Source organism: Pseudomonas syringae group sp. 243L2 (genome assembly GCF_032587875.1).
In the GTDB taxonomy this organism is placed as follows: domain Bacteria; phylum Pseudomonadota; class Gammaproteobacteria; order Pseudomonadales; family Pseudomonadaceae; genus Aquipseudomonas; species Aquipseudomonas amygdali.
Map to the genome: position 1 here is coordinate 26,488 of NZ_JAWHPL010000037.1, position 14,204 is coordinate 40,691.

Genomic DNA, 14,204 nt, shown 5'->3' on the forward strand with positions numbered 1-14,204 from the left:
TCAAGCCCGGCCCAGGCCGGGCTGCCCGTACCAACCATGAGGCACAGCATGCAAATCAAACTCGCCAACCCCCGCGGCTTTTGTGCCGGAGTGGACCGCGCGATCGAAATCGTCAATCGCGCTCTGGAAGTGTTTGGTCCGCCGATTTATGTGCGCCATGAAGTCGTTCACAACAAATTTGTCGTCGAAGACCTGCGCTCTCGTGGTGCGATCTTCGTCGAAGAGCTGGACCAGGTGCCGGATGATGTCATTGTCATCTTCAGCGCCCACGGTGTTTCCCAGGCGGTGCGTACCGAAGCAGCTGGCCGTGGCCTGAAAGTATTCGATGCCACCTGTCCGCTGGTGACCAAGGTGCATATCGAGGTCGCCCGTTACAGCCGTGACGGCCGCGAGTGCATCCTGATCGGCCACGCCGGTCACCCGGAAGTCGAAGGCACCATGGGCCAGTACGACGCCAGCAATGGCGGCGCGATCTATCTGGTCGAAGACGAAGAGGACGTCGCCAGCCTGCAGGTGCGCAACCCCGATTCCCTGGCGTTCGTGACCCAGACCACCTTGTCGATGGACGACACCAGCCGGGTAATCGACGCGTTGCGCAAGCGCTTCCCGGCCATTGGCGGGCCGCGCAAGGACGACATCTGCTACGCCACGCAAAACCGTCAGGACGCGGTCAAGCAACTGGCCGACGAGTGTGACGTGGTGTTGGTAGTGGGCAGCCCGAACAGCTCCAATTCCAACCGCCTGCGCGAGCTGGCCGAGCGCATGGCGACTCCGGCGTACCTCATCGACGGTGCCGAGGACATGCAACAAGGCTGGTTCGAAGGCGTCGAGCGTATTGGCATTACCGCGGGTGCGTCGGCCCCGGAAGTTTTGGTGCGTGGTGTGATCCAGCAATTGCAAGCCTGGGGCGCCACCGGTGCGGATGAACTCGCCGGTCGCGAGGAGAACATCACGTTCTCCATGCCCAAGGAATTGCGCGTCAAGTCGCTGCTCTGAAGCTGCCTACCCGCACAAAGCAACATCACGCTTCGTGTCCTCTATCCTGACCCGTCCAGTCGGCGCAACTATCACGCGATAGCTGCTGACCGGCTGGTCGTTTAGGCACACATGCAACGTGCCGTTGGTTCTGTTGCGCAAGTTGCCCAGGCCGTTGAAACTCAGTCGCTCCGTCACTTTCTGGTTGCCGACCACGCGGGTCATTCCGCCATTGGCGCGCTCTACAAGCAGCGTATCGTTTTCGTCGGGGCCTTTGCCGTCCAGGTCGAGTATGATCCGCCAGCCGTTGCTCCAGTCACCTTCAATGGCATGAATCGTCACAATCTGATTGCGCGTTATAGCGGCGACTCTTGCTGAACGGATACCGCTGGCCAGCTCCTGAGCGGCGGCGAGCCCGCGACTGGATTCGATCAGTTGCTTGAAAGAAGGTGTTGCGACGTTGGCCAGAATGCCGATCAGTGCAACGACGATCAATAATTCGATCAGTGTGAACCCTGCATGCCTCATATGCTTTCCTCCCTGGAAACCGCGGTTTCAGAACCTTGCGGGCGTTCGTCGTCACAAAACAACCGTACGTCCCGCTATGGATTTTCCTGCGGCATTGCTGCCTTATAGTCGTAACGTCTAGGAGACACTCAATGCGTCATATAGCCAAGGGATTCAGCCTCATCGAATTGTTAGTCACTGTGTCCCTGGTGGGCATCCTTGCGGCTATCGCTATCCCGAGTTTCACCAGTTCCATTCAGAGCAACAAGGCCGACACCGAGCTCAGCGATTTGCAGCGGGCGCTCAACTATGCGCGACTTGAGGCGATAAACCGGGGAGTGACGGTGCGTATTGCACCGACCAGCGGGACGGCGTGGACTGGCGAATTGCAGGTTTATCTGGTTTCCGATGCCAACAAGAAGGCGCTTCGTACAGTGGCTGCAATGAGCAGCGGCGGTACGTTGGTGGCGGATCCCAATGTGGCGGCATTCGATTTCAACAATCTGGGCGGGCTAATCGCGCCGTCTTCGCTGGTAACCATGACCTACACCCGAGGCAGTACTACCAAAACCATGAGTATCTGCCTGACAGGCCGGATCGTCCTCAGTGGAAGCTGCAATGCCCAATGAAACCCGACATCGCCAGAGCGGCATGACCCTGATCGAGGTGCTGGTTTCGGTACTGATCCTGGCGATTGGCCTGCTGGGGGCCGCCGCTATCCAGCTCAATGCCCTCAAATACACCGACAGTTCGGCCATGACCAGCCAGGCCAGCTTCATTGCCTACGACATGATGGATCGTATCCGGGCGAATGTTGATGGTAATTCGTCTGCCAATGGGTCGACCAATGTCCTGGCGAACTATGCCCTGGCGAGTCTGGCTACGGAGCAAGTCGCCAACCCGAACGATGCCAGGGTGCAGGATTTGTATGATTTCAAAACCAATATCGTTAACTTTGCGGGCGCAAGCGGCACGGGCAGTATTGATGTCAGCAAGGCTCCGGAGGTGACTATCATCATTGGTTGGAGCGATGCACGCGCTGCGGGTTCGAGCAATCATGCAACAGGGAATACGACCGTCAGCCCGACCACTCAGATCTTCAAACTGGTCTCCCGGATCGGGGTCAACCCATGAGAAAGCCGTCCAAAGGCTTCGGTCTGGTCGAAATCATGGTGGCGCTGGTGCTGGGGCTGGTTGTCAGCCTGGGTATCGTGCAGATATTCACCGCCGCCAGAGGCACTTATCAAAGCCAGAATGCAGCTGCCCGGATGCAGGAAGATGCCCGGTTCATACTGAGCAAACTGACTCAGGAAATCCGGATGACGGGTATGTATGGTTGCCTGAGTTTCAGCAATTACACGCCTGTAGCTCCCGCAGTCCCTTGGCCTGCTGCGCTGGATAATCCGATTCTCTGGGATAACCCGACCAAGACGCTCACCCTGGTGACGACCGATGTAGGTACCGCAGGCGGTACGCCGACCTGGACTATCGTTTCAAACTGCCAGACTACTACACAGCTCTACGCCAACAGTCGGGCACCTGCTGCGGGGGAAACGGCTTTTCCGCTGCGGCAGCTGGTTTACAAGCTTACCGGTACAAATTTGACCATCCAGTACGGTACGGGCGGCGATGTACAACCGCTATTGCAGAATGTCGCGGATTTTACAGTTTCCTTTGGAATGGCAGGCAACCCGATGTTCTATACCACGGCAGTCACCAAGGCCAATGCTGCTAACGTTCGTAGCGTTCGTATCAGTCTGACGCTGCAGGATGGGCAGAATGGCATCGTCAAGAGTCAGCAGTACAACGTTGTTGCTTACCTGCGTAATCGCTTGTGAACGGGCCGGGTATGAACAAGACCATGCATTTCACCTCAACACAGACTTATGCTTTCCCTGCCAGACAGCGCGGCATGGTGCTGCTGGTCAGTCTCGTGTTCCTGTTGCTGCTGACATTGCTGGGCATTTCCTCCATGCAGAACGCCACATTGCAGGAGAAGATGGCGGGCAGTGTGACGGTTCGTAATGTTTCGTTTCAGGCAGCCGAGGCACAGCTTCGTCTCGGTGAGTCCAGGATCATGGAGTCCAGTTTTGCAATGGCAGTCTGTAACTCATTTGCTGCCTGCGCCCCGCCTGTTGATTCGACAACGGTACAGAATCCGGGGCTGGGCACTTCCGGGGTGACCTGGATCGGAACTAGCGCTGCGATGTTTGGCATTCAGAATCTGGGTACAACGCCTACGCCCATAAAACGTCCTGCAAATTGTACGGGCTCGGTAACGATGTATCGGGTAACAGCCATCGCCATTCAAGGCACCTCGCGAACGGTGCTGGAGAGTATCTATGCCAATTGCTAAGGCGCTTCGTGGTGGCTTGAAATACCTCTATGGCGCGCTGCTTGCGCTGTATCTGGCAAGCCCGGTTTATGCCTTCACGCCAGCGCAAGTGCCCCTGTTGAGCTCTCCGGCGGTGCCACCAAACCTTATGTTGCTGGTCGATAACTCGGGCAGTATGTACAACATCATCTGGGATTCAGGGTTTGACGCATCGGTCAATCGTCCGGATATTGGTTACTACTCGACTCAGTGCCTGAGTGGCTTGATTACCGTAGCGTGCCCGTTCATGAGCACCATTTCGGACGACCAAACCCTGTCGGTGGGGGATATCAACGCCAACAGCATATTTACTCTTTCACTCATGTGTCCATTTGGCGGTCGTGCAGTATTTCGCAATGGCATTCAGTACTGCCTTAATTTGCCGGATCCAGCCGGTAGCGGGCTGACCCGTTATACCGCTGATTACCTGTCTTATCTCATTGATCTGGTCAGCCCCAACTTTTTTGGTGTTCGAAACTACACCAATGGCGTAATTCCCAATGACTATCGAATGAACGTCGCGAAAACCGTGGCGACCAATCTGGTGACCAACAATACATCGCTCAGGATTGGCCTCGCGTCTTTCAACCAACCCACAAACAGTGATCCTGGTCCCGGAGGCAAGATTGCCAGGGTGGTCGCGGACCTCTCTCCGGTAGCGGTCAGCACTTATCAAACCACTGGCGTCTCTCAACAGCAGGCTACGCAGAATATTACTGACCTCAAAACGGCCATTACCAACCTGACCCCGTCAGCCAATACCCCACTGGCTGAAACCTATTACGAGATCACCCGCTACTTCCGGGGGATGACGCCGTTCTATCAAAGCGGATCGACCTATGTGAGTCCGATCCAGTACCGCTGCCAGAAAAACTATGGCGTCGTGATTACCGATGGCTTGCCCACCTATGATCGTACGTTCCCCACCAACGACCCTGACGATGTCCTGGACACCACTCGCTCGCTACCCAACTGGGATTTGAACGCAGCCAATGACGGTGCCAACCTGTCTGGCGATGGTGAGGGAGATACGCTGTATCTGGACGATCTTGCCAAGTTCGCCTATGACATCGATCTGCGCCGGGATGCTGTGACTGCCGGGGGCGACCTGACCGGCAAAAGCTGGGACACCGCAGGCTTTGTGAAACAGAATATGAGCACCTATACCATTGGGTTCACTGCATCGAATCAGATGTTGAACGATGCGACCGATGATAATCATGGCCATGGCAAATACTTCCAGGCCAATGACAGCGCGGGGCTGACATCTGCCTTGAATCTGGCATTGAGCGATATCTATGCCAAGGTCGGCTCTGGCGCAGGCGGGGCGGCAAACTCATCAACGCTCCAGTCGGGGACTCAGTTCTACCAGACGCTTTACGACCCAACCGATTGGCATGGCACTATCAAAGCCTACAACCTGGATCAGACCAATGGAGCGTTGAGTGCACCGGTCTGGACTACCGACACCGCCATCGTCAGTGGGGCAACGGCACCGGTCTTCGAATCCTGGAACGTTGCCACTCCGGGGAGGATCGCTCTGGATTACAACGCCTTCAGCACTGCTCAACAGACGGCACTGAACGCTACTTTGCCAACCAATGCCACCGGAGCAGAGCTTATCGCCTGGGCCAAGGGGACCACCAACGCGAAGTTCAGGACACGTACCCGGCTGCTGGGCGATATAGTCAACTCTTCGCTTGGTACTGCATTCCCTTCACAAAAGACCGCCGCCGACCTGACAGGTGACACCACTTACACCACCTATCTGGCCACCAAGGCAAACAGCATGACTCCCAGCATTCTGGCCAATGCCAATGACGGCTTTTTCAACGTTATCAATACCAGTGATGGTTCAAGACGATACGCCTACATGCCATCCACCGCCCTGACTTCACTGGCTACCATCGCATCGACCACTTATGGATCCGGCGTGCACAAGTTCACCGTGGATGGGCAGATTGCAGTGTTTGATACGCAATTGTCAGCCGGTTCAGCGTGGCGCACCGTCGCTTATGGTGGGACCGGGGCTGGTGGCAAGGCGTTCTTCGCAATCAAGCTATTTGAGGGGACGAGTAACACCGTCAGCGCGTTATGGGAGGTCAGGGCACCTGACACGTCCGACACCAACAACAAATTCAACAATCTTGGATACGCTTATTCCAAACCGGATGTCGCGCGGATGGCGGATGGCACCGGGATTATGGTGGTCGGGAACGGTTATGGCAGTTTCACCGGCAGAGCGTCGCTGTATGTACTGAATGCCAATACCGGGGCGTTCATTGCCGAGATCCAGACGCCGGTGCTTAACAACGAAACCGATAACGGGCTTTCTTCGGTCAAATTGCGTGTCAACGCTCAGAACGTGGTTCAGGCTGCCTACGCGGGCGACCTGAAAGGGCGGCTGTGGAAGTTCGACATGAGTGGTGCAACCGCCGCCAGCTGGAAAGTGGCTTTTGGCGGCGCGCCTTTGTTCACGGCACCGCGTGGTGCCAACCAACCGATAACGGTTCAACCCTTCGTGCTCGATCATCCGCTCAACGGCAAGATCGTTTATTTCGGGACAGGCAAGTTTCTGGAAGTTGCAGACAAGCAAACCACTGCCCTTCAGGACTTTTACGCGATATGGGATGCCGACTCCGGAACGGGTAGCACTGTCGAGGCGAACCTGCAGGCGCAGGCGGTCAATGGCAGCGTCATCAGTAACGGAACTACCTATTTCACATCGACAACCAATGATGTGGATTGGTCAGTCAAGAAAGGCTGGTACATGCCGCTCTCCGCCGTAGCACCCTATCTGGGGGAGCGAATCATTTATCCCGCGCAGACCAGTAGGGGCCGGATTATTTTCTCGACTGCATCCGTAAACTCCGCCGACCCTTGTGAGAGCACCGGCACCGGTCGTTTATTCGAGCTCAATGCCGCGACTGGCAGCATGCTTAACTATCAGGTGCTCGATACCAGCGGCGATAGCGCTATCAACAGTTCAGACTTGCTTGTCGCGGGACTGGGGTACACCGGCATCCCGGTCGTCTCAGCTATCGTCTCGGGTGCCGGGAACGGCAATGATGTGAAGATCGTTAATAACTCCACGGGCAATCCGGCTGAGCCTCTGCAGGAAAAGGGCGGGAGTGGCAGCCAACGCATCATGTGGCGACAAATCCAATAGGGAAACGAATCATGCGAGCGATATCCAGGGGCTTTACGTTGATCGAACTCATGATCGTCGTGGCGATTGTCGGTATTCTGGCGGCCATCGCGTATCCCAGCTACACCGAGTACGTGAAGCGTACCCAGCGGTCGGCGATTGCCAGCCTGCTGTCCGAGCAGACCCAGGCGCTGGAGCGCTTCTATTCGCAAAAGGGAACTTATGCTGATTACAAGGGTGTGGTTGCCAGCAATGCGTACTACACGATTAATCCGGCCCTCAACGCCACCGACTTCACCCTGACGGCTACACCCATAGCCGGCACGCTGATGGCCGGTGACAAGTGCGGCAGTTTTGTGATCACCAACACCGGTGCGCGCAGCAACACTGGCGCTACCTCGGGCGTGACCACCAAAGACTGCTGGGGCCGCTAAAACCGTTTTTCTTGTCCCGAGACCAAGATGTCCAAGCAAAAAACAGTCATTGTCGGCGGTGGCGTCATAGGTCTGCTGACCGCCTTCAATCTCGCCTCTGAGCAGGTCAGCGTCGTTTTGCTTGATCGTTCGGGCGTTGGTCAGGAGTCTTCCTGGGCGGGCGGCGGGATTGTTTCGCCGCTTTACCCGTGGCGCTACAGCCCGGCAGTCACCGCGCTGGCGCACTGGTCGCAGGACTTCTACCCGCATCTCGCCGAGCGGTTGCTCGCACAGACCGGCATCGATCCCGAGGTTCACAAGACAGGCCTGTACTGGCTCGACCTTGACGACGAACAGGCCGCGCTTGAATGGGCGGTGCGCGAGAAACGCTCATTGACCAGTGTCGATATCTCGGCGGTGAATGATGCCGTACCGGTTCTGGGGGAGGGCTATTCGCGGGCCATCTACATGGCCGATGTGGCCAACGTGCGCAACCCCCGGCTGGTCAAGTCGCTCAAGGCTGCCTTGCTGGCGATGCCCAATGTCGAGATTCGCGAGCAGTGCGAAGTCAGCGGTTTTGTGCGCGAGGGTAGCAGGGTTTCGGGCGTGAGCACGCCTTCGGGCGATGTAACCGGGGATCGGGTGATTCTGGCAGCGGGGGCGTGGAGTGGTGAACTGCTCAAGACCCTTGGTCTGGACCTGCCGGTCGAGCCGGTAAAAGGCCAGATGATTCTCTACAAGTGTGCGTCGGACTTTCTGTCGAGCATGGTGCTGGCCAAAGGGCGCTACGCGATCCCGCGCCGTGACGGCCACATACTCATAGGCAGCACCCTGGAACATGAAGGGTTCGACAAGACCACCACGCATGCCGCGCTGGAAAGCCTCAAAGCGTCGGCCATCGAATTGCTTCCGGAACTGGCCAACGCTGAGCCTGTCGCCCAATGGGCAGGCCTGCGTCCCGGTTCGCCCGAGGGCATTCCGTTCATCGGGCCCTTGGCCGGGTTTGATGGCCTGTGGCTCAACTGCGGTCATTACCGCAACGGTCTGGTGCTGGCCCCGGCTTCCTGCCAGTTGATCACTGACCTGCTGCTGAACCGCGAGCCCATTATTGATCCTGCGCCTTATACACCTTCAGGGCGTCTGCATTTACCGACTGACTGAATTCAGGCGGGCTGTGTCTCCAGTCGTCGCCCGCTGCCATCCGGCCTGATCCTGAACCAGATCGAGTACATGGCCGGCAGAAACACCAGGGTCAGCACCGTACCCGCAAAGGTGCCGCCGATCAGCGTGTAGGCCAGCGTGCCCCAGAATACCGAATGGGTGAGCGGGATAAAGGCCAGAATGGCGGCCAGCGCCGTCAGTATCACGGGGCGCGCACGTTGTACGGTAGCCTCGACCACCGCTTGAAACGGGTCGAGCCCCGCCTGCTCGTTGTGGTGTATCTGGCCAATCAGAATCAGCGTATTGCGCATCAGAATGCCGGACAGTGCGATCAGCCCGACCAGTGCATTGATGCCGAATGGCTGCTGAAAGAGGATCAGCGTAGGCACTACACCGATCAGCCCCAGCGGACTGGTCAGGAAGACCATGACCATGGCGGATATCGAACGCACCTGAAGAATCAGAATGATCAGCGTGACCGCAAGCATGATCGGAAACAATGGCAACATCGCTGTCATGGCCTTGCCGGACTCCTCGATTGAACCTGCCTGCTCGATCCGGTAACCGCTGGGCAGCTTGTCGATAATCGGCTGTAACTGTCGGGTTATGGCTGTCGACACATCCGGTGGTTGCAGGCCGTCGGCTATGTCGCCTCGCACAGTGATGGTCGGCGTGCGGTCGCGCCGTCGCATCACCGGTTCCTCCATACGCACATCAACGGTACCAATCTGCGACAGCGGAACACGTTGCCCGTCGACGCCGGTGAGGGTGAAGTCCATTATCCTTGCCGGATCAAGTCGGGTGTCGCCAGCGGAGCGTGCAACCACCTGCACGGTGCGAATATCCTCGCGCACTGCCGTAACGGGCAGACCTGTCAGGAGAAACTGCAGTTGCTGAGCCACCTGACTGGAACTCAGCCCCATGGCCTGCATACGGTCCTGTTGCAAAGTGAAATGCAGCGCCGGAGTACGTGTGCCCCAGTCGGTATTGACGGTGCGCATCATCGGGCTGGCGTTCAGAACCTGTTGCACCTGCGCCGCAATGCTGCGCAGTGTTTCCGGGTCGCGTCCGGCAATACGGTAAGCGACGGGGTAGGGCGAATAGGGGCCGAAGACCAGTTGCGTGACTCTTACCTGTGCCTCGGCGGCCAGCCCCTCGGAAATAGCCTGACGCAATCGGTGCTTCAGCGTTTCACGCTGTTCCTGGCTGTCGGTACGTACCACGATCTTGGCAAATGACGGGTCAGGCAATTCCGGCCCCATCGCCATGTAGAAGCGTGGCGCACCCTGACCAATGTAGGCGGTGACGATCCCGGCTTCCGCCTGTTCAGCCAGCCAGCTTTCCACTTTTGCAGCGGCTGCACTGGTTTGAGAAATCGAGGTGCCATAAGGCATCTGCAGTTCGATCAATACTTCAGGACGATCGGACACTGGAAAGAACTGTTTCTTGACCAGTCCCATGCCCAGCACGGCCAGCACAAAGAGCCCGATGACCGAGCCTGCTACCAGCCATTTGCCTGCAATGACGCGCGCCAGAATCCGACGGAAGCGGTTGTAGCGCGGCGTGTTGTAAAGCGCCTGATGTCCGCCTTCGATCTGCTTCACATCAGGCAACAATTTGACGCCCAGATACGGGGTGAAAAACACGGCGACCACCCACGAGGCAATCAGCGCGATACCGACGATCCAGAACATGTTGCTGGTGTATTCGCCTGCCGTGGAGCGCGCGAAGCCGTTGGGCATGAAGCCGACGGCGGTGACCAGCGTGCCGGATAACATCGGCGCGGCGGTGTGGCTCCACGCGTACGCGGAGGCAGCGACGCGGTCGTATCCTTCTTCCATCTTCACCACCATCATTTCGATGGCGATGATCGCATCATCTACCAGCAGCCCGAGTGCCAGGATCAGCGAGCCCAGCGTGATCCGGTCGAAATTCTTGCCGCTCATGGCCATGATCACGAAGACCACCGCCAGGGTCAGCGGGACGGCGGCAGCAACCACCACACCCACACGCCAGCCCATGCTGATAAAACAGACCAGCATGACAACCAGCAGTGCGACGAAGAACTTGATCATGAACTCATCGACCGCCGAACTGATATTGACGGCCTGATCCGTGACCTTGCTCAGGCTCATGCCCAGTGGCAGTTCGGCGTTGATCGCGCCCACTTCCTGGTCCAGTGCCTTTCCCAGGTCCAGCCCGTTCCAGCCATCGCGCATGACAATCCCCAGCAGCAGCGCAGGCTCGCCGCCGTTGCGAATCATGAACGTCGCCGGATCTTCGTAACCGCGTTTTACTGTGGCAATGTCCGCCAGCTTCAATGTCCGGCCCTGTGCCACAACAGGCGTATCGCGAATTTTCTGCAGCTCATCGAAAGCGCCATCGAGCCTGATAAATACCTGCGGACCTCGGGTTTCGACCGAACCCGCGGCGGTCAGCGCGTTCTGGTCGTTCAGCGCGGCAAATACCGTTTGAGGGCTGATACCCAGCGTTGCCAGTCGCTCGTGAGAGAACTCGACGTAGACTCGCTCGGGCTGCTCACCCACGATATTGACCTTCTTCACTCCCGGCACATGCAGCAAGCGCTGGCGCAGCGATTCGGCGTCACGCGCCAGTACGCGTTGCGGCTCGCCTTTGGCCTTCAGCGCGAACAGCGCGAAGGTGACGTCCGAATACTCGTCGTTGACCATCGGCCCGATAACCCCGGACGGAAGGGTCATGGCCTCGTCACCGATTTTCTTGCGCGCCTGGTAAAACTCATCCGGCACTTGCGACGGCGGCGTGCTGTCGAGCAGAGTCAGGGTTGTGAATGCCATGCCCGGTCTGGTGTAGGTTTCAGCGCGGTCGTACCAGCGCAGCTCCTGAAGGCGTTTTTCGATCTTCTCCGCCACCTGATCCTGCATCTCCTGGGCGGTTGCTCCCGGCCAGACGGACACCACGGTCATTACCTTGACTGTAAATGCCGGGTCTTCGGCCCGGCCCAGTTTGAAAAAGGCAATGATCCCGGCCAGCGAAATCAGGCAAACAAGGAACAGGGTAATCGAGCGCTCGCGGACGGCCAGCGCTGACAGATTGAAACGGTCATTACTCATGGGCGCGCGCTCTGTGCCAAAGCCGCTTGAGCGGTCACTCTTACTTGCTGACCTTCGTGCAGAAGGTGCGCGCCAAGTGCGACTATTCGTGTGCCTGGCTTGAGCTGCGTACTGATGCTGGCTTGCTCGTCATCAAGCTGCTGAACCACTACTGGCGTCCAGTAAACCTGTGCTGGCTCCCCTTGAATGACCCAGATGCCCGGTCCCTTGCCTGCGTCATACAGCGCGCCGATTGGCACCCGCAACGTGCTTTGCCCGGCGCTATCTGCGCTGGGGATTTTCACGGTGATGGTGGTGCCCAGTGGGGCATTTGCCATCTCGCCCTCGAGTATCCAGCGAGCTTCAAAGGTGCGGGTCTGGCGGTCCGCAACGTCCGACAGCTGTCGCAACCGTGTTGTGGCGTTGAGGTCCTGATTGCCGAACAGCGTGGCCTGGGCGGTAGAGCCGATACGGGGGCGCAGGTTTTCCGGAAGTTGAATAACCGCTTCACGCGGTCCTGCGTGTGCCACGCGTACCACGGCTTGCCCGGCACTGACGACCTGGCCGGGCTCAACGAGGGTTTCCATGACAATGCCGTCGGCATCCGCCACAAGGTCTGCGTAGCGAGTTGCATTGAGAGCAACTTCTGCCTGCGCTTCGGCTGCACTGAGTCGAGCCTTGGCCGAATCCGCCGTCGACTTGATCTGGTCGTAGCTTGACGCTGAAATGGCGCCACTGCTGCGCAGGCTTCGGTAACGCACCTCTTCGTCTGCGGCCTGCTTTGCCTGGGCTCTGGCCGCATTCACTGCTTCGCGTTGGGCGTTGGCAGCGAGCTTCAGGTCGGCTGGGTCGATACGCATCAACGGTTGACCGCGCTTGACGGCCTGCCCGGTATCGACAAACCGCTCCAGCACCTTGCCGGACACCCGAAAACCAAGATCGCTTTGCACCCGCGCCGCTACGGTTCCGGTGAAGGAACGGGGCTCCAGGCCGACCTCCTGGAGGCTCGCAACGCGCACCAATGGCGCTTCTGTGCGCGGGTCCGCTGGCGTTTTTTCGTTGCAGCCGGCCAGGACAGCCGGCAGAACACTGGCGAGAGCAAGCAAAACGAATCGGTGCCGGAGCATGGGAATCTCAATGTGCAGTGATCAGTGTCTGCACTTTGATTCCAGTGACCAATTTAGTCAATAGTCACAATTGTTGTTTTGTTAAGGTGACAGACTGCGCAGCACCAGGCTGGATAACTGACTCGGCCCTTCGTCGGTGTGCTCGAAGCTGTATTGCAGCAGCAGCGGGTTGATGTAGGGGCGCATGACCAAATAGATCGCCATGACCGTTTCATCAAGAGGCGTCTTGCGCTCAAAGTCGCCGGTCTGTCGGCCTTCCTGCAGAATGTCCCGGAGAGTTGCCTTGAGGTGTTCCTCGTAAACCAACGTTGCCTGCCAGCGTTCGGTAGCTGCCGATGTGGCGATTTCGTACAGCTTGCGGTCCTGCGAAAACAGGCGAATGCTGGCTTCAACGACTGATTTGAACATGCGTCGCAGCTTTTCCGGTGGCTGGTCCGTTTGGCTGATTGCGGCGCTGACTTCGGCCTCGATTTCACTCAGGCAGTGGGCGCAGATCATCTCGCCGATGGCCTGTTTGGACTCGAAGAACTTGTAAATGTACGCCTTGGAAAAGCCGATCGCCCTGGCGAGATCGGACACGGTGGTCTTGCCGTAACCGTACTGGCTGAAATGTTCGGTGGCCGCAATCACGATCTGATCACGAATCTCATGGTCCACCGGACCGCGACCTGCTGCGGGATTGCTGATGTTTTTGCTCATGGGGCGGAGCTTACTGACATTGGAGTAAGTGGACAATAAGTGACATTGTTGGGGATTGGTCACGACCATAACGGTCTCAACGCACGCGACATCCAACCGGGACCGGACGCAGAGCGTCCAGAAATGCATGCCGACGCGGAGCGTCGCACGATAGTGGAGATTATCGTTGCCCAGACACTTATCGTTCCTCACGCTCCAGCGTGGGAATGCCTTGCGTGACGCTCTGCGTCACAAATCTGCGCTGCGCCGCCTATTCAGGATAGGACGCAGAGCGTCGCACGATAGTGGAGATTATCGTTGCCCAGACACTTATCGTTCCTCACGCTCCAGCGTGGGAATGCCTGGGGTGACGCTCTGCGTCACAAATCTGCGCCGCGCCGCCTATTCAGGATAGGACGCAGAGCGTCCAGAAATGCATGCCGACGCGGAGCGTCGCACGATAGTGGAGATTATCGTTGCCCAGACACTTATCGTTCCTCACGCTCCAGCGTGGGAATGCCTGGGGTGACGCTCTGCGTCACAAATCTGCGCCGCGCCGCCTATTCAGGATAGGACGCAGAGCGTCCAGAAATGCATGCCGACGCGGAGCGTCGCACGATAGTGGAGATTATCGTTGCCCAGACACTTATCGTTCCTCACGCTCCAGCGTGGGAATGCCTTGGGTGACGCTCCGCGTCACAAATCTGCGCCGCGCCGCTTATTCAGGATAGGACGCAGAGCGTCCAGAAA

At 58.0% G+C, this 14,204-nt stretch carries 12 protein-coding genes; 8 read left to right on the top strand and 4 right to left on the bottom strand.

Features of this window, described 5'->3' with window-relative positions:
• Positions 1 to 48 precede the first annotated feature (48 nt).
• A complete protein-coding gene (gene ispH / locus RYB66_RS22960; protein WP_004659634.1) occupies positions 49 to 996 on the top strand; it encodes a 4-hydroxy-3-methylbut-2-enyl diphosphate reductase in 948 nt (315 codons plus the stop codon).
• 6 nt (positions 997 to 1,002) lie between these two features.
• Here the strand turns inward: ispH and RYB66_RS22965 are convergent, their stop codons facing one another.
• Positions 1,003 to 1,503 carry a GspH/FimT family pseudopilin gene (locus RYB66_RS22965; protein ID WP_004659633.1) on the bottom strand — a complete coding sequence of 167 codons (501 nt, stop codon included), beginning with the start codon at positions 1,501 to 1,503 and terminating at the stop codon, positions 1,003 to 1,005.
• Between the two features lie 131 nt (positions 1,504 to 1,634).
• Between RYB66_RS22965 and RYB66_RS22970 the strand changes: the two genes are divergently transcribed.
• Genes RYB66_RS22970 through thiO form a run of 7 tightly spaced genes read left to right on the top strand, consistent with a single transcriptional unit; the run spans position 1,635 to position 8,578 of the window.
• Positions 1,635 to 2,111, top strand: coding sequence for a GspH/FimT family pseudopilin (locus RYB66_RS22970; protein WP_004659632.1), 477 nt, complete (start codon positions 1,635 to 1,637; stop codon positions 2,109 to 2,111).
• Positions 2,101 to 2,616: a type IV pilus modification protein PilV gene (gene pilV, locus RYB66_RS22975; protein WP_016981462.1), complete on the top strand. Its 516-nt coding sequence runs from the start codon at positions 2,101 to 2,103 to the stop codon at positions 2,614 to 2,616. The genes RYB66_RS22970 and pilV overlap by 11 nt, the downstream gene beginning before the upstream one ends.
• Entirely contained in the window at positions 2,613 to 3,320 is a 708-nt protein-coding gene (locus RYB66_RS22980; RefSeq protein WP_004659630.1) for a PilW family protein, read from the top strand. Before pilV ends, RYB66_RS22980 begins: the two co-directional genes overlap by 4 nt.
• Positions 3,321 to 3,331: 11 nt before the next feature.
• Positions 3,332 to 3,838 carry a PilX N-terminal domain-containing pilus assembly protein gene (locus RYB66_RS22985; RefSeq protein WP_004663457.1) on the top strand — a complete coding sequence of 169 codons (507 nt, stop codon included), beginning with the start codon at positions 3,332 to 3,334 and terminating at the stop codon, positions 3,836 to 3,838.
• Positions 3,825 to 7,025: a pilus assembly protein gene (locus RYB66_RS22990; protein WP_010202108.1), complete on the top strand. Its 3,201-nt coding sequence runs from the start codon at positions 3,825 to 3,827 to the stop codon at positions 7,023 to 7,025. The genes RYB66_RS22985 and RYB66_RS22990 overlap by 14 nt, the downstream gene beginning before the upstream one ends.
• An 11-nt stretch (positions 7,026 to 7,036) precedes the next feature.
• Positions 7,037 to 7,438, top strand: coding sequence for a type IV pilin protein (locus tag RYB66_RS22995; RefSeq protein ID WP_039847603.1), 402 nt, complete (start codon positions 7,037 to 7,039; stop codon positions 7,436 to 7,438).
• 27 nt (positions 7,439 to 7,465) lie between these two features.
• On the top strand, positions 7,466 to 8,578 hold the full coding sequence (gene thiO / locus RYB66_RS23000; protein WP_117140714.1) for a glycine oxidase ThiO: 1,113 nt from the start codon (positions 7,466 to 7,468) through the stop codon (positions 8,576 to 8,578).
• 2 nt (positions 8,579 to 8,580) lie between these two features.
• Here the strand turns inward: thiO and RYB66_RS23005 are convergent, their stop codons facing one another.
• From RYB66_RS23005 to RYB66_RS23015, 3 genes are all read right to left on the bottom strand, one after another.
• Positions 8,581 to 11,670, bottom strand: coding sequence for an efflux RND transporter permease subunit (locus RYB66_RS23005; protein ID WP_005746391.1), 3,090 nt, complete (start codon positions 11,668 to 11,670; stop codon positions 8,581 to 8,583).
• Positions 11,667 to 12,776 carry an efflux RND transporter periplasmic adaptor subunit gene (locus RYB66_RS23010; protein WP_316895538.1) on the bottom strand — a complete coding sequence of 370 codons (1,110 nt, stop codon included), beginning with the start codon at positions 12,774 to 12,776 and terminating at the stop codon, positions 11,667 to 11,669. Before RYB66_RS23010 ends, RYB66_RS23005 begins: the two co-directional genes overlap by 4 nt.
• A gap of 81 nt (positions 12,777 to 12,857) precedes the next feature.
• Complete coding sequence (locus tag RYB66_RS23015; protein ID WP_002551994.1) at positions 12,858 to 13,475, bottom strand: TetR/AcrR family transcriptional regulator; 618 nt, start codon at positions 13,473 to 13,475, stop codon at positions 12,858 to 12,860.
• Positions 13,476 to 14,204: the final 729 nt, after the last annotated feature.